This is a genomic window from Amycolatopsis sp. NPDC047767 (assembly GCF_040704195.1).
Taxonomy (GTDB): Bacteria; Actinomycetota; Actinomycetes; order Mycobacteriales; family Pseudonocardiaceae; genus Amycolatopsis.
In genome coordinates, this window is sequence record NZ_JBEYSJ010000002.1 from 302,018 (window position 1) to 321,732 (window position 19,715).

Sequence of the window (19,715 nt, forward strand, 5' to 3'; positions counted from 1 at the left end):
TCCCGGCGGCCGGACCCGGTCACCGCAGCCGGCGGGTGCCGTCGCCGAGGGGCTCGGTGACGCCCGCCGCGTCGAGGTGTTCGAGCAACGGCACCATCACGCGGCGGGTCGTGTCGAGGGCGCGGCGGGCGTCGGCGACCGTGAACGGCCGGGCGACGCCGGCCAGGACCTCCGCCGCCCGTTCCTCCGTGCCCGGCGCGACGTAGACGCCCTCGGCCAGCACCGTGAGGCGGCCGTGGCGGACGGCGGCGGCCAGTTCTCGCCGGCCCAGCCCCAGCTCACGGAGATGATCGGTCTCAGGGGCGCGGAAGGGGTGTTCGGCGAACTCCTTGTCCAGTTCGGCGACGGCCTCGGCGACGCGCGGTTCGAGGCCGGTGCCGGGCAGCCGCACCAGCCCGGCGCGGGTTTCCAGACCGGTGAGCAGCGGCGGCAGGAGCTCCGGCGCGGGCAGCTCCAGCCTTTGCCGGAGCGTCTCTTCGGGCATACCCGCGGCGACGGGGTGGCCGCGGGTCCAGGCGGCGACCTCCTCCCGGACCAGCGCCTTGAGGTGGGCGAACCGGCCGGGATCCACCAGCCACTCGCCCACGTGCTCGCCGGTCGGCGCGAAGCCCATCGCGCGGAACTCCGCCGCCTTGACGAAACCGCGCCGTGCCAGGTGGGCCGGCGCCGGCTCGCGTGTCAGCTCGTCTCCTCGCGCGCGGGCGGCGCCCCGGCGCCTCAGCTCGGGCGGCCGGACGTCGAGCACCTCGACCCCGGCCGGGATGAGGTGGGCGCCCGGGTCGCGGACCAGGCCCCGGTCGCCGACGCGCAGGGGCAGCGGAGTCCGCAGCGTCAGCCGTGCGGTGTCCGTCCCGAGTGGACGGACCCGGGCCGCGACGGCCGCGGTGCCCAGGTGCAGCACCAGCGACTGGTGCAGGTCCGCGGACCGGGTGCCGCGCAGGCGGACGTCCACCTCGCTCGTCGTCAGCCACGCCCCGGGGGTGAGCAGGGCGTGGCCGCGCCGGGCCTGTTCGCGGGCGACCCCGCGGAGGTTCAGCGCCACCCGCGCGACGCCGGTGACCCGGTCGCGGGGCTCCCCCAGCGCTTCGATCCCCCTGACCGTGACGGTGGCACCTCCGAGGTCCAGGTCGTCACCGGTCGTGATGGTGCCCGCCGCGAGGGTCCCGGTCACGACGGTGCCCGCGCCGCGGATCGTGAACGCCCGGTCGAGCCACAGGCGCACGTCCGCGTCGGTGTCCGGGGCCGGCAACCCGGCGACGAGCGCACCCAGCGCGGCCCTCAGCTCGGCGAACCCGGCGCCGGTCGTGCCGCTGACGGCGACCGAGGGCACCGCACCCAGCGACGTCGCGGAGATCTCGTGCAGCGCGGACGCCGTGGCGGGCCCGGGGTCGGCGCGGTCCGCCTTGGTCACCACGAGCAGCCCGCGGTCCACGCCGAACGCGTCGAGCGCGGCCAGGTGCTCGGCCGACTGAGGTTTCCAGCCCTCGTCGGCCGCGACCACGAACGCCACGGCGGGCGCCGGCCCGGCGCCCGCGAGCATGGTGGGCACGAACCGCTCGTGGCCGGGCACGTCGACGAACGCCACGTCCTCCTCGCCGAGGCGCGTCCACGCGAAGCCGAGGTCGATCGTGAGGCCGCGGCGGCGTTCCTCGGCCCAGCGGTCGGGTTCCATCCCGGTGAGCCGCCGCACCAGCGTGGACTTGCCGTGGTCCACGTGGCCGGCGGTGGCGATCACCCGCACCGGATCACCCGGACCCCAGCACCGCGGCCGCGATCGTGGCGTCGTCGCCGGGCGGGACGGTCCGCAGGTCCAGCAGGCAGCGGTCGCGGACCACGCGGCCGACGACGGGTGGCTGCCCGGCCCGCAGCGCCTCGGCGTAGGGCGCGGGCAACGCGACGGCCACGCTCGGCAGCTCGACCCCGGGCGCGCCCCCGCCCCCGACGGCGGCGGTCGACTCGACGACCTCGGCATCGACTCCGGCCGCACGCAGCGTCGCGCACAGCTCCTCCGCACGGCCGCGCAACTCCGGCAGCGGGATCCGCAGCGCTTCTCGCACCGGGGGCAGCGGGCCGCGCAAGGTCGCCTCGAGTGCCGCCAGCGTCAGCTTGTCCACGCGCAGCGCCCGCGCCGCCGGGTGCCGGCGCAGCCGCTCCACCAGCGCCGCGTCGCCGAGCAGGAGGCCGGCCTGCGGGCCGCCGAGGAGCTTGTCGCCACTCGCGGTCACCAGGTGCGCGCCCTGGGCCAGGACCGTGGCCGCGTCGGGTTCGTCCGGCAGCAGCGGGTGCGGCGCGAGCAGCCCCGAGCCGATGTCCACGACCAGCGGCACCCCGAGCCCGGCCAGGTCCGCCACGGAGGCTTCCGCCGTGAAGCCGGTGACGCGGTAGTTGGACGGGTGGACCTTGAGCACGAATCCGGTTCCGGGGCCGAGCGCGGCGGCGTAGTCGGCGAGGTGCGTGCGGTTCGTCGTCCCGACCTCGCGCAGCCGCGAGCCGGTCGAGGCCAGCAGGTCGGGGATCCGGAAGCCGTCGCCGATCTCGACCAGCTCACCGCGGCTGACCACGATCTCGCGGCCCGGCGCGAGCGCGAGGGCGCACAGCAGCAGCGCGGCGGCGTTGTTGTTCACCACGTGCACGCCGCCGGCGGCCGGGACGGCGTCGGCCAGGGCCGCGAGCGCACCGCGGCCCCGGCGGGCGCGCCGACCCGTGGCGAGGTCGAACTCGACGTCCGTGGCTCCCGCGGCCGCGGCGACCGCGTCCACCGCCGCCGGTGACAACGGCGCCCGGCCGAGGTTGGTGTGCACGACAACGCCGGTGGCGTTGACGACGGGCCGCAGCGAAGTGGCGTGCCCGGGCAAGTGGGCGAGGACGTCGTCCACGATCGTCTCGGGCGGGATCAGGCCTTCGCGGATCCGTTGTTGCGCGGCGGTCACGACGGACTTCACCAGCTCACGACCGAGCGGCTCGGCGGCCTTCGCGATGCGGGGGTCGGCGAGCAGCGCGTCGGTGCGGGGCACGGCCCGGCGCGGATCGGTCACCCGCGGCGCTCCCGGCGGAGGCGGACGGGAATCGAACCCGCCGGCGACAGCGTCTGCCGCCCGACGGTTTTGAAGACCGCGCCGGCCACCAGGCCGGAGACGCCTCCCTGGAGCATCCCGCCATCCTGCCAAGGTCGCGCCGCGTCCGCAGCCCGGGCACGATGGGGCGCGTGGAACACCGGCTGACGCAGTACGCGCACGGCGGCGGTTGTGCGTGCAAGATCCCGCCCGGCGAGCTCGAGGACGTGGTCCGCGGCCTGACCGGCAAGTCGCCCGTCGACCCGCCCGGCGAGCTGCTGGTCGGCCTCGACGACGGCGACGACGCGGCCGCCGTGCGCATCTCCGGCGGCACGGCCCTCATCGCCACGACCGACTTTTTCACCCCCGTCGTCGACGACCCGTACGACTGGGGCCGCATCGCCGCCGCCAACGCCCTGTCCGACGTGTACGCGATGGGCGGCACCCCCGTGGTCGCCGTGAACCTGCTCTGCTGGCCGCGCGGAGTGCTGCCGTTCGAGCTCGCCACGGAGGTCCTGCGCGGCGGCCTCGACGTCTGCGGACCGGCCGGCTGCCACCTCGCGGGCGGGCACAGCGTCGATGACCCCGAGCCGAAGTACGGCCTCGCCGTGACCGGCATCGCCGACCCGGACCGCCTGCTGCGCAACGACTCCGGCCGCCCGGGCGTGCCCCTCACCCTCACGAAACCGCTCGGCATCGGCGTGCTCAACTCGCGCCACAAGGCCACCGGTGAACGCTTCGACCACGCCATCGCCACCATGACCACGCTCAACGCCGACGCCTCCCGCGCCGCCCTGGCCGCCGGCGCCACCTGCGCGACCGACGTCACCGGCTTCGGGCTGCTCGGCCACCTGCACAAGCTCGCCCGCGCCAGCCACGTCACCGCCCGCCTCGACCCGGCCGCCGTCCCCTACCTCGACGGCGCCCGCGAGGCCCTCGCCGCCGGCCACGTCAGCGGCGGGACGCGCCGCAACCTCGACTGGGTCCGCCCCCACACCGACCTTTCCCGTATCCCCGAGGACGAGGCCTTGCTCCTGGCCGACGCCCAGACCTCGGGCGGCCTCCTGATCGCCGGCGAGGTCCCGGGCTACCCGGTGATCGGCGAGCTCGTGGCGGCCGGCGAGCACACCGTCGTCGTCGGCTGATCCGGCGCTCGCCCCGCCGACCGGCCGAAGTGGACAGTGGCCGAAGCGAACCGCGCCCGCCGAAGGTTGAGCCGACGCGGGAGCGGGAACCCGGGGACCACCCGGCGGCCCGCGCCGGACCGTGACGTGACGATGGAGGTGCGGTGGTGACCGAAGAGGTGCAGCCGATTCCACCGAAGGAACGCTCGTTCGGCGAGCTCGTCGCCGACCTCGGCGACCAGGTGAAACGGCTGGTGCGCGACGAGGTCCGGCTCGGGGTTCTGGAGCTGAAGCAAAAGAGCACGAGGATGGGTGTGGGTGCCGGGTTGTTCGGCGCCGCGGGGCTCGTCGCGTTGTTCGGTGCGGGGGCGCTGGTGGCCGCCGCGATCATGGCGCTCGCGCTGGTGCTGCCGGGATGGGCGTCGGCGCTGGTCGTCGCGGGTGTGTTGTTCGTGGTCGCCGGGATTTCGGCGCTGGTCGGGCGCACGCAGATCAAGAACGCGACACCGCCGGTGCCGCGGGAAGCCATCGAAGGCGTCCGCGAGGACGTCGAGGTCGTGCGGCAGGAGGTGCGCTCGTGAACCGCGAGTTCCCCGAGACCCCGGACGAGGTCCGCATCGACCGCGACGCCACGCGCGCCGAGCTGGCGCAGACGCTGGAGACCCTCGAGCAGAAGCTCGACGTGCGCCCGAAGATCAAGCAGGGCCTCGACGACCGGCTCGACCAGGCCGAGGCGAAGGTCGGCACGGTCGTCGGCGAACCGACGGCCAAGAAGTTCCGCCAGGGCGCCGAAACCGTGCGCGCCAACCCGGTGCCGGTGTTCGCGAGCGTGCTCGGCCTGATCGTCGTGCTGCGGCTCATCCTGCGCCGGCGCTCGCACGACGAACACTGACCGGCGCGTTGTCGTTCAGGCGCGCCACGGATGTTTGCCCGCCGCCGCCCGGCGGTACCCGGGCGGCATGACCACAACCGTTGCGGACTACGTGGTGCAGAGGCTGCGCGAATGGGACGTCGAGCAGGTGTTCGGCTATCCCGGGGACGGCATCAACGGCCTCGTCACCGCGTTCGGCACCGCCGGGAACGAGCCGCGGTTCGTGCAGGCACGACACGAGGAGATGGCGGCGTTCGAGGCCGTCGGCTACGCGAAGTTCAGCGGGCGCGTCGGCGTGTGCGCGGCGACCTCCGGGCCCGGCGCGATCCACCTGCTCAACGGCCTCTACGACGCCAAGCTCGACCACGTGCCCGTGGTGGCGATCGTCGGCCAGACCGCGCGCAGCGCGATGGGCGGCAGCTACCAGCAGGAAGTCGACCTACAGTCGCTGTTCAAGGACGTCGCGAGCGAGTACCTCGTCGAGGTCAACGTGCCCGAGCAGCTGCCCAACGCGCTCGACCGCGCCATCCGCACCGCGCTCGCGCAGCGCGCCCCCACGGCCCTGATCATCCCGGCGGACGTCCAGGAACTGCCGTACTCGCCGCCCGAGCACGCGTTCAAGCACGTGCCCTCCAGCCCGCCCGGCCACCCGCGCGCGAAGGTCGTGCCGCCGGCCGAGGAGCTGACGCGGGCGGCGGAGGTCCTCAACGCCGGTGAGAAGGTCGCGATCCTGGTCGGCCAGGGTGCGCGCAACGCCGTGACCGAGGTCCGCGAGGTCGCCGAGCTGACGGGCGCCGGAGTGGCGAAAGCGTTGCTGGGCAAGGACGTGCTGCCCGACGACCTGCCGTACGTCACCGGCGCGATCGGCCTGCTGGGCACGCGTCCGAGCTACGAGCTCATGAACGACTGCGACACGCTGCTGATCATCGGCTCCGGCTTCCCGTACAGCCAGTTCCTGCCGCCGTTCGGCCAGGCACGTGCCGTGCAGATCGACCTCGACGCGCGCTTCCTGGGCCTGCGCTACCCCACCGAGGTCACCCTCCTCGGCGACGCCAAGTCCACGTTGGCACAGCTCATCCCGTTGCTGGAACGCAAGACCGAACGCGGGTGGCGGGAGCGGATCGAGAAGAACGTGGCCGACTGGACGGACACCGTCACCCGCCAGGCCATGCTGGCGGCGGACCCGATCAACCCGATGCGGATCGTCCACGAGCTCTCCGAGCGGATCCCGGAAGACGCCATCGTCACCGCCGACGCCGGCTCGACCGCCAACTGGTACGCCCGCAACCTGCGCATGCGCGGCAGGATGCGCGGCTCGCTCTCGGGGACGCTGGCGACGATGGGCCCGAGCGTGCCGTACGCGATCGGCGCCAAGTTCGCACACCCCGACCGCCCGGTCGTCGCGCTCGTGGGCGACGGGGCCATGCAGATGAACGGCATGGCCGAGCTGCTCACCCTCGCGCGCTACCGCGAGCTCTGGCCCGACCAGCGCTGCGTGATCTGCGTCTTCCACAACGGTGACCTCAACCAGGTCACCTGGGAGCTGCGGGCGATGGGCGGCGCGCCCAAGTTCGAGCCCTCGCAGTCGCTGCCCGAAGTGTCCTATGCGGACTTCGCCCGCGGCATCGGGCTGGGCGGCATCGCGGTCGACGACCCCGAGCGGCTCGGCGACGCCTGGACGACGGCGCTCGACGCCGACGTCCCCACCGTGCTCGACGTGCGCTGCGATCCGGAGGTCCCGCCGATCCCGCCGCACGCCACGTTCGAGCAGATCAAGTCCATGACCGAAGCGGTGCTCAGGGGTGACCCGGACGCGTGGCACCTCGTCGCCCAGGGCCTCAAGACAAAGGTCCAGGAGCTCCTGCCGACGCGCACCTGATTCCGCGCACCAGAAAGGAGTCCCTTGTGGACACCCACGACCTGCGTCCCCTGACGACCACGACCGGACCGTTCGCCTCGGTCCACTTCGACCAGTCGCACGACACGGAGGACGCAGCAAAACAGCTCGAGCTGCGGCTCAGGGAGATCAAGGCAGCGCTGTCCGAACAGGACGCCGATCCGGAGACGGTCGACGCGATCGTCGCCGCGGTCGAAGCCGCTCCCCCGCCCGTCGGGCCGGCCGGCCGGAGCCTGATCGCCGCGCACGGCGAGATCGTGGCCGACCGCCGGCTCGCCGCGCCGCCCACCGCGCAGGAGGCGCGGTATTCGGACCTGCCGTACTTCCTGCCGGTGGTGACCCACGCCGACGACGCGCCCGAGTACGTGGTGGTGCTCGTCGACCGCCACGGCGCGGACGTCGAGGTGCACCACCGCGGCGGCACGGTGCGCGACGACACCGTGCAGGGCGCCGAGGACGACGTGCACAAGGCCCGCACCGGCGGCTCGGCGCACCGGGACCTGCAGCACCGCACGGAGGAAGCCGTGCGGCACAACCTCGAGGACGTCGCGACGGCCGTGGCCAAGACGGTCGAACGCACCGATGCCCGCCTGGTCGTGCTGGCCGGCGAGGTGCAGGCCCGCGCCGAGCTGCTGGGCCTGCTGCCGGAGCCCGTGCGCGCGATCGCCGAGGAGACCGACGCCGGGGGTCGCGCGGCCGGTGCCGACCGCGCCGAGCTGGACGAGCACGTCCACGAACTGCTGGCCGGCCGCCACCTTCGCGAGCTGGACGACCTCGCCGACCGCTTCCGCGCCGAGACCGGCCGCGGATCCGGCCTCGCCGTCAGCGGCCTGGAGGCCGTCACCGCGGCGCTGTCCGAGTCCAACGTCGCCACCCTGCTCGTCGGCGACCCCGGCGACGCCGAGGTCCTGACCGGCCCCGAGCCCACCCAGGTCGGCGTCGCCGCGCCGCGGCTGGCCGCTCTCGGCGCGACCGAAACCGCACCACACCGCGCCGACGAGGCCCTCCCGTACGCCGCTGTAGCCGTCGGCGCCGACGTCGTGGTGATGGACGAACGACTCGACCTGCCGGGCGGGTTCGCCGCCCTGCTGCGGCACCCGTGACCCCCTGACCTCCGGGCGGTGCGGGCAGGCGGCGGGGTGTGCCCGCACCGCCCGGACACCGGGCAGCACAACGGGCCGGCCGGACACTACGTGCCGGCCGGCCTCCTCTCAATCCTCCTTCGCGGCCTCCATCACCGCGCCCGCCACGGCGTCCACCACACCGTCGTCGAAAACCGTGGGCACGATCCGCTGCGGGGTGAGGTCGTCGGCGACGACATCGGCGAGGGCGCGGGCCGCGGCGAGCAGCATGCGGCTCGTGACGCGGGGCGCGCCGGAGTCCAGCAGGCCGCGGAAGACGCCCGGGAACACCAGCACGTTGTTGATCTGGTTCGGGTGGTCGCTGCGCCCGGTCGCGACGATCTCGGCGTGTTTGCCCGCGAGGTCCGGATCGATCTCGGGGTCCGGGTTGGCCAGCGCGAACACGATCGCGCGGTCGGCCATCGCGGCTATGTCGTCTTCGCCGAGCAGACCGCCCGCGCTGACGCCGATGAAGACGTCGGCGCCCGAGAGCGCGTCGCGCAGGCTGCCTTCGACGGTCCCGTCGCGGTTGGTGTTCTCGGCGAGCCAGCGTTTCTCGCCGACGAGGTCACGGCCGGGGTGCAGCACGCCTTGGCTGTCGCACACCACGATGCGCTCGTAGCCGGCTTCGCGCAGCAGCCGCGCCGTGGCGCTGCCCGCCGCGCCCGCGCCGGAGATCACCACGGAGGTGCCGGCGGCCTCGCGGTCGGTCAGCTTCATCGCGTTGTGCAGCGCCGCGAGCACGACGACCGCGGTGCCGTGCTGGTCGTCGTGGAAGACGGGGATGTCGAGCTCGTCGTGCAGGCGGCGCTCGACGGTGAAGCACCTCGGCGCGGCGATGTCCTCGAGGTTGATCGCACCGAACGAGGTCGCGAGGTCCTTCACGGTGCGCACCAGGTCGTCCGGGTCCCGGCTGACCGGGCAGATCGGCCAGGCGTCGACGTCGGCGAACCGCTTCAGCAGCGCCGCTTTGCCCTCCATCACCGGCAGCGCGGCGGCCGGCCCGCGGTCGCCGAGGCCGAGCAGCGCCGAGCCGTCGGACACGATCGCGACCGCGTTGGCCTTCACCGTCTCGCGCATCAGCGCGGACGGGTCGTCGGCCACCCGCTCGGCCACCTCGGCGACCCCGGGCGTGTACTCCTTCGCCAGGTCCTCGGGTCCGTCGAGGCGGACCCGGGCCGAGACCTCCACTTTTCCACGGCTATGGCTCATGCGCGCCGGATACCCCGTGCGGCCACCGGGAAATCGGCCGGTTTTTCACCGCCGCCTACTCGCGCAGAGCCGGCAACAGCTCCTTCTCCGAGAACGCCAGGAACTCCTCCTGCCGGTCGCCCCCGATCTGGATCAGCGCCAGATCCGTGAACCCCGAGTCCGCGAACTGCCGCACCGCTTCCCGGATCGGCCCCACCTCCGGACCGCACGGGATCCCCGCGGCGACGTCGTCCTGACGCACGAACTGCGTCGCACCGGCGAACCCGGCCGGGCCCGGCAGCTCCGAGTTGACCTTCCACCCGCCGCTGAACCAGCGGAACTGGTCGTGTGCCCGCCGCACGGCCGCGCCGCGATCCGGATCCCAGCACACGGGCAGCTGGGCGACCTTGCGCGTCGGCGGGCCGAGGCGCGTGGCGTCCCACTCGCCGCACAGTGCCGGGTCGGGCTCGACCGCGATCATGACGTCCGCCTGCGGCGCGAACCGGTGCACGGACTGCTTGCCGGACACGGCGATCCCGACCGGCACGCGCGTCGGCGAGAGGTCCCAGAGCTTCGCGGAGTCCACCCGGAAGTGCTTGCCCTCGTAGCTGAACGACCCGCCGTCGAACAGGCCGCCGATGATCTGCACGGCCTCGGCGAGCAGGTCGTGGCGCACGTTCACCGGCGGCCAGCCCTGCCCGGCGACGTGCTCGTTGAGGTTCTCCCCCGCGCCGAGGCCGAGGGTGAACCGGTCGTCGGACAGCAGCTGGATCGTCGCCGCCTTCTGCGCGACGACGGCCGGGTGGTACCGCATCGTCGGGCAGGTCACGAACGTCATCAGGTCCACCCGTTCGGTCACCTGGCTCACCGCGCCGAGCACGCTCCACGCATACGGCGCGTGTCCCTGCTCCGCGAGCCAGGGCGAGTAGTGGTCGCTGCAGACCTCGAAGTCGAAGCCCGCCCGCTCCGCCCCGGCCGCGTGGGCGACCAGGTCCTTCGGCCCGGCCTGCTCGGTCATCAACGTGTAGCCGATGCGCATGCGGTGTCCCCCGCTCGGTCGCGTCGTGGCGAACCGCCGCCGGTCCGCCCTTCCGCCGCCGGGGTTGCCCGCCCCGCGCCGCGCGAAACCGGCCGCCCTCCCCGAAAGGAGGACGGCCGCGCCGTCACGGCTTCGGCAGCTCCAGCCAGGAGCGGATCTCCCGGTTCGCCGTCACCCGGCGCGGCGCGGTCCGGGGGCGGTTGGCGGTCTGATCTGCGAAGCTGCGGGGCATGGCTTCCCGGACGGGTTCTCCCTGGTTGCGCTGGACGACGATCGCCCCGGCGGTCGCGGTGGTGGTGCTGGCGGTGACGTGGGGGCGGGTGCTCGGGACGGTGCCGGTGATCCTCGTCGCGGTGGTGCTGGCGGCCGCGGTGCTGGCGGCGGTGCACCATGCGGAGGTGGTGGCGCACCGCGTCGGCGAGCCGTTCGGGTCGCTCGTGCTGGCGGTGGCCGTCACGGTGATCGAGGTGGCGCTCATCGTCACGCTCATGGTCTCCGGCGGCCCGAAAACGGCTTCGCTCGCGCGGGACACGGTGTTCGCGGCCGTGATGATCACGTGCAACGGCATCCTCGGCCTCTCGCTGCTGGTGGGCGCGTGGCGGCGCAAGACGACGGTGTTCAACGCCGAGGGCACCGGCTCGGCGCTGGCCACCGTCGCGACGCTCGCCACCCTCAGCCTCGTCCTGCCCACGTTCACCACTTCCCGCCGCGGCCCCGAGTTCTCCCCCGCGCAGCTGGGGTTCGCCGCGATCGCGTCGCTGATCCTCTACGGGCTTTTCGTGGTCACGCAGACCGTGCGCCACCGCGACTTCTTCCTGCCGATCGACGACGCCGGCGCGGTGGTCGAGGAGGATTCGCACGCGAAGCCGACGACCACGCGCACCGCGTTGTTCAGTCTCGGGCTGCTGCTGGTGGCGCTCGTGGCGGTGGTCGGGCTGGCCAAAGTGGAGTCCCCGGCGATCGAGGCCGGTGTGGCGGCGCTGGGGTTCCCGCAGTCGTTCGTCGGCGTGGTGATCGCGCTGCTCGTGCTCCTGCCCGAGACGCTCGCCGCCACCAACGCCGCGCGGCGCGACCGCGTGCAGGTCAGCCTGAACCTCGCGCTGGGTTCGGCGATGGCCAGCATCGGCCTTACGATCCCGGCGATCGCGCTCGCGTCGATCTGGCTCAGCGGGCCGCTGCTGCTGGGCCTGGACGCCACGCAGATCGTGCTGCTGGTGATCACCGTCGTGGTCGGCGGCCTCACCGTGGTGCCGGGCCGCGCGACGCGCCTGCAGGGCGGTGTCCACCTCGTGCTGCTCGCGGCTTTCGTGTTCCTCGCCGCCAGTCCGTAGACCGCTGTCGAGCCGGGCCACGCCCGTTCGTCCTCGGGGTGCAAGGACCTCGTGGAAAGGACGGACGATGGACACTTTGGCGTTGTACCGGCAGGCGCAGGACGGGTTCGACGCGGTGCTCGCCGCGGTGCCGGCCGAGCGCTGGGACGCGCGCTCGACGTGCCCCGGGTGGTCGGTGCGCGACCTCGCGGGCCACGCGGTCTGGGGCCAGCACCAGCTGCGCGCCTGGGCCGCCGGCGAGGACTACGCAGACCGCTCGGGTGCACCGGGTTCGCCCCACCCCGCGCCGGTCGCGGGCGACGACCCGCTCACGACCTGGCGGAACGCCCGCACGGCCTGCCTCGCCGCGCTGACCCCGGAAGCACTCACGCGGACCACCACGATCCCGGGCCTCGGCGACGTGCCGGTCGCCGCGGTGGTGAGCCTGCTGACCACCGACTTGGTCGCCCACACGTGGGACATCGGCCACGCCCTGGGCGCCGACGTGCACCTCGACCCGGCCACGGTCGCGGTCGCCTTCGACTGGGCCCGCGCGCACGCCGTGCGCGCCCCCGGCTTCTTCGGCCCGGAGCTCACCCCGCCGGCCGGCTCGGACGACCAGACGCGGCTGCTGGCCTTCCTCGGCCGGGCGGCCTGGGAGCCGGTCGCCGCGTGACGTGCGCCGGTGGGTGTGTCCGGTGTGGACACACCCACCGGCTTCGCCCGATTCCGGCGGGTGGCAGTAACCCGGCAGGAACGGCTGGCAAGCGGGCACGACCGGACTGAGCGCGCCGATCACGGCGCTCTGGGTCCACCTCTCCTGACGCGGCGGGCCCGACCCCGGTCCTCGAGGTCGTGCCGGGGTCATGTCCCGAGCGCCTTGCGGCCCCGGTCGAACGCGGCCAGTGCGGCGCCGACCGAGGCCGCGACCGTGACCTCGAAGACCTCTTCCTCGGTGTGGCCCGCGGCCAGCAGGGCGGCGACGTCGGCATCGGTCACGCGGTAGGACGCGGTGCGGACGGTGTCGGCGTAGGTCTGCCACGGCTCGGCCACCGGGTCGCCGGCGACGAGCGCCGCGCGCAGAGCCCGGTCGGTGACGCCACGCGCTTCGACCACCACGTGGCGGAGGTTTTCGACGACGTCGCCGTGGTCGGTCTTCGTACCGCCGGAGAGCAGGAAGCCGGGGAAACGGTAGCCGAAGCGGTGCAGCGCCTGGGTGCCGCTCTCCAATTGGCCGTCGCGCAGCTCGAAGCCGAACGCGTTGGCCAGGCGGTTGACCACGTCCCACACGAGGTTCACGCGCAGCGCCTCCAGCACCGCCGGCGCGGGCACGTCGGCTACCAGCGACGCGTCGGGCTCGCCGCCCGGCCGCGAAACGGTGTCGAGAAAGGCGCGCACCGCCCGCAGTCCCGGGCGGGCGGACGCCGGTTCGTCCGGGTCCACCTCACCGTCGCCGGCGATGCGCGTGAGCTCCGCGTGGGTGACGATGCAGAACGGGCACTCGTGCAGCTTCGCCGTGCCCATCGCCAGGTACTCGCGCTCGCCGGCCGTCCACGACGACGGGCCGCGCATGGCCGGCGCCGTGAGGTCCAGCAGCGCACGGGTCATGAACTCCGGCCGGTACAGCAGCGTCCGCACGATGTCGGGACTGTCCACGCGGGACATCGCGGACGTGGCCGACAGGAACAGCTTCGCGCGGCGGCGGTGGCCGCGCTCCAGAATGGACAGTCTCACGGTGCCTCCCCAGGGGTGCGTGCGTCGAGGTCGAGCAGGCGGCGGGCGAGGAACCGCCGGTCCGCCGGCGTGTGGGCGAGCTCGTGGGCGCGCCGGTAGGCGGTGGCCGCCTCTTCGCGCCGGTCGAGGCGGCGCAGCAGGTCGGCGCGCGCCGCGTGCATCAGGTGGTACTGACCGAGCCCGTCGATGCGGTCGATCAGCGCGAGCCCGTCGGCCGGGCCCTGCGCCATCGCGACCGCGACGGCGTGGTTCAGCGCCACGACGGGCGAAGGCGTGAGCTCCAGCAGCCGTGTGTACAGGCCCGCGATGCCCGCCCAGTCGGTGAGCTCGGCCGAGGGCGCCTGCGCGTGCAGCGCGGCGATCGCGGCCTGCACCTGGTACGGCCCGGGCTCGCCGTGGCGCAGCGCGCGGTCCAGCAGCCCCAGGGCTTCGCCGATCTCGCCGCGATCCCACCGCGTCCGGTCCTGATCTTCCAGCAGCACCACATCACCGGTCGGGCTGTGCCGCGCCGCCGCGCGCGAATCGTGCAGCAGCAGCACGGCGACGAGGCCGAGCGCCTCCGGTTCGTCCGGCATCAGCGTGGCCACGAGCTGGGCGAGCCGGATCGCCTCCCGCCGCAGCGTGGTGTGCTCGGGCGAGCCGGCCGCGGCGGTGTAGCCCTGGGTGAAGATCAGGTACACCACGGCGAGCACTCCGGCGAGCCGTTCGGGCAGCAGGTGATCCGGCGGGACTTCCAGCGTGATGCCGGCATCGCGGATCTTGCGTTTGGCCCGGACCAGCCGCTGCGCGAGCGTCGCCTCGCCGATGAGGAACGTCCGGGCGATCTGCCCGGCCGTCAGCCCGACCACGGCCTGCAGCGTCAGCGCGACGCGCGCCGGCTCGGCGAGCGCCGGGTGGCAGCAGGTGAAGATCAGGCTCAGCCGTTCGTCGCCCACGTCGAGCAGGCGCCGATCGGAGAAGTCGGTCATCGGCACCTCCTGGACCTCGGCCCCGATCGCCGCGAGCTTCTCCCGGCCCAGCCGGGCGCGCCGCAGCCGGTCGATCGCGTTGTTGCGCGCCGCCGTGAGCAGCCACGCGACCGGGTCGTCGGGCACGGCGGCCCACTTGCGCAGGGCGAGCGCGCACGCCTCCTGCAACGCGTCCTCCGCGAGCTCGAAGTCGCCGAGCACGCGGATCAGCGCGGCGAGCATCCGCGCGCGGTCCGCGCGGTAGACCCGCTCCACCGCGGCGGCGGCCGGCTCACTCAGCAGGGGCCGCCACGTCGAGCGGCGCGTGGCCCACACCCGGGATCCCGACGACCGGCCGCACCTCGATCGAGCCTTCCTCCGCCATCGGGCACAGTGCGGCGAGCTCGAGAGCCTCGTCGAGGTTGCGGCAGTCGAACAGGTAGAACCCGCCGAGGTGCTCGTGGGTCTCCGCGAACGGGCCGTCGGTGATCAACGTGCGCCCGTCCCGCACGCTCACGGTCGTCGCCGTCGCCTCCGGCTGCAGCGGCTTGCCCTCCACCCACACGCCGCGGCGCCGGCACTCGTCGGCGAACGCGTTCACCCGTGCCACCGCCTCTTCGAACCCGGGATCGCCCGGTTCGGGGCGTACGCAGTTGTAGATCAGCAACATGTACTGCACAGGTCCTCCGCCTCATCTGGTCCAGCTCGTCCGAAGAGGATGACGAACAGCCCGACCGTAACTCGACACGGCGCGGCGAGTGGGGCGAAAAGTTTCTCCGGCCCGGTTCAGCCCAGCAGCGACGGGTGCGGCTCGGGAGGCGCGCCGAGCTCGTCGCGCCGGCTGAGCGGAACCGTGCCGTCCACGTCGGTGACCCCGAGCCGGGCGCCGAGCTCGGCGCCGATGAGCGTGCGGCCCGAGTAGTCCATCAGGTCGGGCGACGCGTAGAGCGCGGCGATCACGCGGCCGGTGAACTGCGGCGACTCGCGCAGGCCGGTCCGGGCGGCCGGCGGGAGTGTCGCGAGGTGGGCCTCGGCGCGTTCGGTGCGCAGGCCGCCCATCCAGATCGAGACGGCCGCGACGTGGTGCGGACGCAGGTCTTTCGCCATGTCGGCCGCCATCTTGTCCGCGCCCGCCTTCTGCGCGCCGTAGGCCGGGCCCTGGTGGTAGGAGACGGCGCCGTAGTGACCGGTGTGGACGATCAGGCCGCGGCCGTTGGCCAGCAGTAGCGGCGCGGCGTGGTGGGCGGCGACGAAGTGCGAACGCAGGCCGACGGTGATCAGGTCGGCCGCCTCGACCGGGTTGGCCCAGAACCCGCCGGGCCGCATCGGCTCGGCGACCTTCGCGGCGTTGTTCACGAGGATGTCGAGCCGGCCGTGCTCCCGGGCGACGCGGGCGAACAGCGCGGCGACGGCCTCGTCGTCGGCGTGGTCCACGACCACGGGCACGCCGGTGCCGCCGGCTTCGTCGATCAGGGCCGCGGTGTCGGCGACCGTGCCGCCGTGGGGCGAGTCGCCGGGGTTCGCGCTGCGGCCGGTGACGTAGACGGTGGCGCCGGTCGCGCCCAGCGCCAGGGCGATGCCCTTGCCGGCGCCGCGGCTCGCGCCGGTGACCACGGCGATCACGGGAGCCATGGGATCTCCTCTCCATCCGGACGTCGTGTCCGTTTCCTGTCACCGACGATATGGACACCGCGTCCGGTTGTCACGGTGATAGCGGACACGGCGTCCGGATACACTCGGGACGTGACCGGTCCCGCGAAACCCCGGCGCGCCGATGCGCGCCGCAACTACGACGTGCTCCTCGAAGCTGCGAAAGACGTCTTCGCGCGCCTGGGCACCGACGCGCCGCTGGAGGTCGTCGCCCAGGAGGCGGGAGTCGGGCGCGGCACGCTGTACCGGCATTTCCCGTCGCGCGAGCACGTGTTCGCCGCGATCATGCGCGACAGCGCGGACCTGCTCGACGCGCGCGCCCGCGAACTGCTCGACGCGCCCGACGGCGCCGCCCGGCTCCCGGAGTGGCTGCGGCTCTACGACCGCGCCGCGACCGAGTACCCGGGCCTGAGCGGGCACGTCGGCGACGGGCTGGCCGACGACGGCTCCCCGGTCGCCACCACGTGCGCGCCGATGAAGGCGAGCTTCGCCGCGTTGCTCGACCGCGCCCGCGCCGAGGGCCACGTGCGGCCCGACGTGACGGCGACTCAGGTGCTCAACCTCGTCGGCGCCCTGCCGAAGGACCCGGCGACGGGCCGCACCGCCGAGCCCTACCTCGACATCGTGCTGGAAGGGCTCCGCATCACCACGTGACGGGCAGCTCGTACACGCCGTACACGGAACCGTTGTGCTTGAAGGGAATCTCGTCCAGGTCCGCCGCGAGGGCGAGCGTGGGGACGCGCCGGTAGAGCGTGTTGTAGACGACCTGCAGCTCCACGCGCGCGAGCGGCTGCCCGAGGCACTGGTGCACGCCGAAGCCGAACGCCACGTGGCGGCGCGAGTCAGGACGGCGCACGTCGAGCCCGTCGGGGTCGGGGAACACGCTCTCGTCGCGGTTGGCGATGTCGTTGGCCATGATCAGGCCTTCGCCCGCGTGGATCGTCTCACCGGCGATCTCGATGTCCTCGATCGCCACGCGGCGGCGGCCGTTGTGCGTGATCGTGAGGTAGCGCAACAGTTCCTCGACCGCGCCGGCGATCACGGCCGGGTCGTCGGTCTCGCGGACCAAGGCGAGCTGGTCCGGGTGGCGCAGCAGCGTCAGCGTGCCGAGCGCGATCATGTTGGCCGTGGTCTCGTGGCCCGCGATCAGCAGCAGCACACCCATCTGCGCGGCCTCGGCGCGGGTGAGCTCGCCGGCCTCGACGCGGCCGGCGAGCCCGGACAGCAGGTCGTCCTGCCGGCGGGCGAGCTTCTCCCCCATGAGGTCGTCGAGGTACCCCAGCAGCGCGCGGTGCCCGGCGGCGCGTTCGGCCGGGTCGGCGTCGCGCTTGATGATGACCTTGCTGTTGGTCTGGAAGAAGTCGTGGTCGCGGTAGGGCACGCCGAGCAGCTCGCAGATCACCAGCGAGGGCACCGGCAGCGCGAACGCCTCCACGAGGTCCACCGGGTTCGGCCCGGCGAGCATCGCGTCGAGCGAGTCGTCCACGATCTTCTGCACCGCCGGGCGCAGCGCCTCGATCCGCCGCACCGTGAACGGCGCCGTCACCATCCGGCGCAACCGCGCGTGCTCCGGGTTGTCCATCAGGATGAAACTGATCGCCGACCCGCCCGGCGGCAACGGCGCGGGGCTCGGGTAGCCGAGCCGCGTGATGTCGGCGCTCACCCTGGCGTCCGCCAGCAGCGCCCGCTGGTCCGCGTACCGCGTCACCAGCCACGGAGTGCTGCCGTCCCACAGCCGCACCCGCGCCAGCGGCCCGGCCTCCTGCAACTCGCGCGCCCGCGGCGGCGGATCGAACGGGCATCCGGCCGCCCGGGCCATCGGGAACTCGGGCACCTCGTCGGCGCCCGGGGTGGCCTGGTCCAGCGTGCTCGTCATGCGTTCCTCCGCGGCGGGGTGGGTGGTTGTCGGTCCGAAGTGGACGGTGGCCCGCTTCGGTGTGACGTCAGCGGGCATCAGGTGCCGGCACCGTGGCAGGGGCGAGCCAGAGGCCGACGATGGCGTCGACGAGGCCCGTGCCGGCGGTGGGCCAGTCGGGGCGCGGGGTGGGGCCGGCTTCGGCGAGCGCGCGTTCGCGTTCGGCGCAGGTGTGGACCATCAGCAGACGCGCCATGGCGTCGCGCTCGGCACGGGCGGCGGGACTGAGGTGGGGCAGGCAGGTGTCGAGGCCGTGGAGGATGCGGTGCAGCGCCGGCGCGCTCAGCGCCTCCTCGACCATGATCCCGCGCAGCGCCGGGTCGGTCATCACCTGCGCGGCGAAGCGCGCGAACCACGTCGGCGCGCGCAGGGCGGCCAGGTGGTCGGTGACCGGCCGCACCAGGCACTCGACCCAGTCGCGCACGCCGGCGTCCTCGGGAACCCGCGCGACCATGCGCGTCCGGATCTCCTCGATGCCCCCGGCGTGCTTGCGGGCGATCGCGCGCACGAGGTCGGCTTTCGTGCCGAAGTGGTAGCCCACGGCCGCGTTGTTGCCCTGCCCCGCGGCCTCGCTGATCTGCCGGTTCGACACCGCGTACACGCCGTGCTCGGCGAACAGCCGCTCGGCCGTGGCGAGGATCCGCTCCCGCGTCGCCTCGGCGCGGACCGCCTTCCCGATCACTCCGGCCACGGTTGCTCCTCCCCGCGTCGTGCCTGCGGTTCGTGATCAGTCAACCGGATCTTCGCGAGTTAAGTCAAGTGCTTGACTTGATCTGACGACATCGCTTCGCACGGCCGAGCTCGCGGCCCCACGATTCAAGACAGATCGACGGCGACGATCCACATGTCGTATTCCTCGGCTGTCACGCCGCATACGGTCCGCCCGTCCAGCGACATGGCCACGAATTCCGGCTCCTCGGGACCCACGTCAAGATTGCGCGCGAGGGAAACGCTTCCCACGCGCCTGACCTGAGCCCAGGCCAGGATTCCCAGCCCACCGCCCCCGACACTGATCAAAAATTCTCCGTCGTTCCCGAAAATCCCGCGATCCTCCGCAATGGACTCCCACTTGCGATCGACTTCACTCACATAGTCCTCGCCGGAACCAAAGGCAACCGTCGCCGTCGGAACAGCGTGACCACTGATGACCGGACGCCAGGCGTCCCTGGGCTGCGGGCCATCGGCGAGCGTGCTCGTCTTCACCACAACAAGGCCCGACGCGCGGAGCATCGCGTCCCGGCGCTGCTCGGCCGCAGAAGAATCCGTCACCTGCGCAGAATAAGTGGCCCCCTCACGCCGGGGCCTGAACCCCACTACGCTGGCCATCGAGTGCCTGGCCGAAGACCCACCCGGAGCGACAGGGAGGACCCGGCGTGACGCCGATCGACGCCACCTTCAGTCTCGTCGACCACCACGGCAGGGCCGTGACCGAGCGGGACTACCGGGGCAAGTGGGTCACGGTCTTCTTCGGCTTCACCCACTGCCGCATGGTGTGCCCGCGGGCGCTCGGGCGCCTGGACGCCGCGTTGGCCGCGCTGGGGCCGCTGGCGGACAAGATCCAGCCGCTGTACATCACCGTCGATCCGGAGCGCGACAGTGCCGAGGTGATGCGCGTGTACCTCGAAGGCGACCACCCGCGCTTCACCGGCCTCACCGGCTCGCCCGAGCAGATCGAGCGGGCCAAGCGCGCCTTCCGGGTTTTCGCGCGCCGCAAGGACGATCCCGAGGACCCCGACGGCTACGCGGTGCCGCACACGGCCATCACCTACGTGCTCGATCCCGACGGCGCCTACGCGACGCACCTCACCGACGGGCTCGACGACGCGACGTTCACCGACCGCCTGCGGGCGGCCGTCTCGTGAA

At 73.4% G+C, this 19,715-nt stretch carries 20 protein-coding genes and 1 tRNA gene; 9 read left to right on the forward strand and 12 right to left on the reverse strand.

All coding sequences use genetic code 11. From position 1 onward, the window contains the following. Positions 1 to 19 precede the first annotated feature (19 nt). From selB to AB0878_RS04595, 3 genes are all read right to left on the reverse strand, one after another. A complete protein-coding gene (gene selB / locus AB0878_RS04585; RefSeq protein WP_366576459.1) occupies positions 20 to 1,741 on the reverse strand; it encodes a selenocysteine-specific translation elongation factor in 1,722 nt (573 codons plus the stop codon). 4 nt (positions 1,742 to 1,745) lie between these two features. Beyond that, positions 1,746 to 3,035 (reverse strand): L-seryl-tRNA(Sec) selenium transferase, encoded by a 1,290-nt coding sequence (gene selA / locus AB0878_RS04590; RefSeq protein ID WP_366576461.1) that lies wholly within the window; start codon positions 3,033 to 3,035, stop codon positions 1,746 to 1,748. Between the two features lie 15 nt (positions 3,036 to 3,050). After that, positions 3,051 to 3,142 (reverse strand) — tRNA-Sec (locus AB0878_RS04595). Between the two features lie 63 nt (positions 3,143 to 3,205). Here AB0878_RS04595 and selD point away from each other — a divergent pair. The 5 genes from selD (at position 3,206) to AB0878_RS04620 (ending at position 8,048) form a co-directional block, all read left to right on the forward strand. After that, a complete protein-coding gene (gene selD / locus AB0878_RS04600) occupies positions 3,206 to 4,198 on the forward strand; it encodes a selenide, water dikinase SelD (protein ID WP_366576463.1) in 993 nt (330 codons plus the stop codon). Positions 4,199 to 4,344: 146 nt separating this feature from the next. After that, positions 4,345 to 4,758: a phage holin family protein gene (locus AB0878_RS04605; protein WP_366576465.1), complete on the forward strand. Its 414-nt coding sequence runs from the start codon at positions 4,345 to 4,347 to the stop codon at positions 4,756 to 4,758. Next, entirely contained in the window at positions 4,755 to 5,069 is a 315-nt protein-coding gene (locus AB0878_RS04610) for a DUF3618 domain-containing protein (RefSeq protein ID WP_366576467.1), read from the forward strand. Before AB0878_RS04605 ends, AB0878_RS04610 begins: the two co-directional genes overlap by 4 nt. Positions 5,070 to 5,136: 67 nt before the next feature. Beyond that, the gene (locus AB0878_RS04615; protein WP_366576469.1) at positions 5,137 to 6,927 is read left to right on the forward strand and encodes a thiamine pyrophosphate-requiring protein; all 1,791 of its coding nucleotides are present in this window, start codon (positions 5,137 to 5,139) and stop codon (positions 6,925 to 6,927) included. Positions 6,928 to 6,953: 26 nt separating this feature from the next. Further along, on the forward strand, positions 6,954 to 8,048 hold the full coding sequence (locus AB0878_RS04620) for a Vms1/Ankzf1 family peptidyl-tRNA hydrolase (protein ID WP_366576471.1): 1,095 nt from the start codon (positions 6,954 to 6,956) through the stop codon (positions 8,046 to 8,048). A 108-nt stretch (positions 8,049 to 8,156) separates the two neighbouring features. Here the strand turns inward: AB0878_RS04620 and AB0878_RS04625 are convergent, their stop codons facing one another. Continuing rightward, positions 8,157 to 9,278, reverse strand: coding sequence for a malic enzyme-like NAD(P)-binding protein (locus AB0878_RS04625; RefSeq protein WP_366576473.1), 1,122 nt, complete (start codon positions 9,276 to 9,278; stop codon positions 8,157 to 8,159). A gap of 55 nt (positions 9,279 to 9,333) precedes the next feature. Continuing rightward, positions 9,334 to 10,296 (reverse strand): TIGR03557 family F420-dependent LLM class oxidoreductase, encoded by a 963-nt coding sequence (locus AB0878_RS04630; RefSeq protein WP_366576475.1) that lies wholly within the window; start codon positions 10,294 to 10,296, stop codon positions 9,334 to 9,336. A gap of 230 nt (positions 10,297 to 10,526) precedes the next feature. Here AB0878_RS04630 and AB0878_RS04635 point away from each other — a divergent pair, with 230 nt between their 5' ends. Then, positions 10,527 to 11,627, forward strand: coding sequence for an ionic transporter y4hA (locus AB0878_RS04635; protein ID WP_366576477.1), 1,101 nt, complete (start codon positions 10,527 to 10,529; stop codon positions 11,625 to 11,627). A 67-nt stretch (positions 11,628 to 11,694) separates the two neighbouring features. Further along, a complete protein-coding gene (locus AB0878_RS04640; RefSeq protein WP_366576479.1) occupies positions 11,695 to 12,282 on the forward strand; it encodes a TIGR03086 family metal-binding protein in 588 nt (195 codons plus the stop codon). Positions 12,283 to 12,470: 188 nt separating this feature from the next. Here AB0878_RS04640 and AB0878_RS04645 read toward each other — a convergent pair whose 3' ends face one another. The 4 genes from AB0878_RS04645 to AB0878_RS04660 form a co-directional block, all read right to left on the reverse strand. Next, on the reverse strand, positions 12,471 to 13,340 hold the full coding sequence (locus tag AB0878_RS04645; RefSeq protein ID WP_366576481.1) for a hypothetical protein: 870 nt from the start codon (positions 13,338 to 13,340) through the stop codon (positions 12,471 to 12,473). Then, complete coding sequence (locus AB0878_RS04650) at positions 13,337 to 14,563, reverse strand: DUF6596 domain-containing protein (RefSeq protein WP_366576992.1); 1,227 nt, start codon at positions 14,561 to 14,563, stop codon at positions 13,337 to 13,339. Before AB0878_RS04650 ends, AB0878_RS04645 begins: the two co-directional genes overlap by 4 nt. A 16-nt stretch (positions 14,564 to 14,579) precedes the next feature. Further along, positions 14,580 to 14,966, reverse strand: coding sequence for a YciI family protein (locus AB0878_RS04655; protein WP_366576483.1), 387 nt, complete (start codon positions 14,964 to 14,966; stop codon positions 14,580 to 14,582). Positions 14,967 to 15,073: 107 nt separating this feature from the next. Continuing rightward, complete coding sequence (locus AB0878_RS04660; RefSeq protein ID WP_366576485.1) at positions 15,074 to 15,919, reverse strand: SDR family NAD(P)-dependent oxidoreductase; 846 nt, start codon at positions 15,917 to 15,919, stop codon at positions 15,074 to 15,076. A 111-nt stretch (positions 15,920 to 16,030) separates the two neighbouring features. Between AB0878_RS04660 and AB0878_RS04665 the strand changes: the two genes are divergently transcribed. After that, positions 16,031 to 16,591 carry a TetR/AcrR family transcriptional regulator gene (locus tag AB0878_RS04665; RefSeq protein ID WP_366576487.1) on the forward strand — a complete coding sequence of 187 codons (561 nt, stop codon included), beginning with the start codon at positions 16,031 to 16,033 and terminating at the stop codon, positions 16,589 to 16,591. Here the strand turns inward: AB0878_RS04665 and AB0878_RS04670 are convergent. The 3 genes from AB0878_RS04670 to AB0878_RS04680 form a co-directional block, all read right to left on the reverse strand. Further along, entirely contained in the window at positions 16,581 to 17,813 is a 1,233-nt protein-coding gene (locus AB0878_RS04670; RefSeq protein WP_366576489.1) for a cytochrome P450, read from the reverse strand. The two genes, AB0878_RS04665 and AB0878_RS04670, sit on opposite strands and share 11 nt — an antisense overlap. Before the next feature lie 67 nt (positions 17,814 to 17,880). Continuing rightward, positions 17,881 to 18,534 carry a TetR family transcriptional regulator gene (locus tag AB0878_RS04675; protein WP_366576994.1) on the reverse strand — a complete coding sequence of 218 codons (654 nt, stop codon included), beginning with the start codon at positions 18,532 to 18,534 and terminating at the stop codon, positions 17,881 to 17,883. A gap of 134 nt (positions 18,535 to 18,668) precedes the next feature. After that, a complete protein-coding gene (locus tag AB0878_RS04680; protein WP_366576491.1) occupies positions 18,669 to 19,121 on the reverse strand; it encodes a hypothetical protein in 453 nt (150 codons plus the stop codon). Positions 19,122 to 19,225: 104 nt separating this feature from the next. On the opposite strand from AB0878_RS04680, the gene AB0878_RS04685 reads away from it, so the two are divergent. Continuing rightward, positions 19,226 to 19,714 (forward strand): SCO family protein, encoded by a 489-nt coding sequence (locus tag AB0878_RS04685; protein WP_366576493.1) that lies wholly within the window; start codon positions 19,226 to 19,228, stop codon positions 19,712 to 19,714. The last annotated feature ends 1 nt before the right edge of the window (position 19,715 follow it).

Bases quoted from the DNA above. Each gene is read 5' to 3' on its own strand.
- AB0878_RS04640 (WP_366576479.1), top strand. From the start codon at position 11,695: ATGGACACTTTGGCGTTGTACCGGCAGGCGCAGGACGGGTTCGACGCG.
- AB0878_RS04660 (WP_366576485.1), bottom strand. From the start codon at position 15,919: ATGGCTCCCGTGATCGCCGTGGTCACCGGCGCGAGCCGCGGCGCCGGC.
- AB0878_RS04670 (WP_366576489.1), bottom strand. From the start codon at position 17,813: ATGACGAGCACGCTGGACCAGGCCACCCCGGGCGCCGACGAGGTGCCC.
- AB0878_RS04625 (WP_366576473.1), bottom strand. From the start codon at position 9,278: ATGAGCCATAGCCGTGGAAAAGTGGAGGTCTCGGCCCGGGTCCGCCTC.
- AB0878_RS04615 (WP_366576469.1), top strand. From the start codon at position 5,137: ATGACCACAACCGTTGCGGACTACGTGGTGCAGAGGCTGCGCGAATGG.
- AB0878_RS04630 (WP_366576475.1), bottom strand. From the start codon at position 10,296: ATGCGCATCGGCTACACGTTGATGACCGAGCAGGCCGGGCCGAAGGAC.
- AB0878_RS04635 (WP_366576477.1), top strand. From the start codon at position 10,527: ATGGCTTCCCGGACGGGTTCTCCCTGGTTGCGCTGGACGACGATCGCC.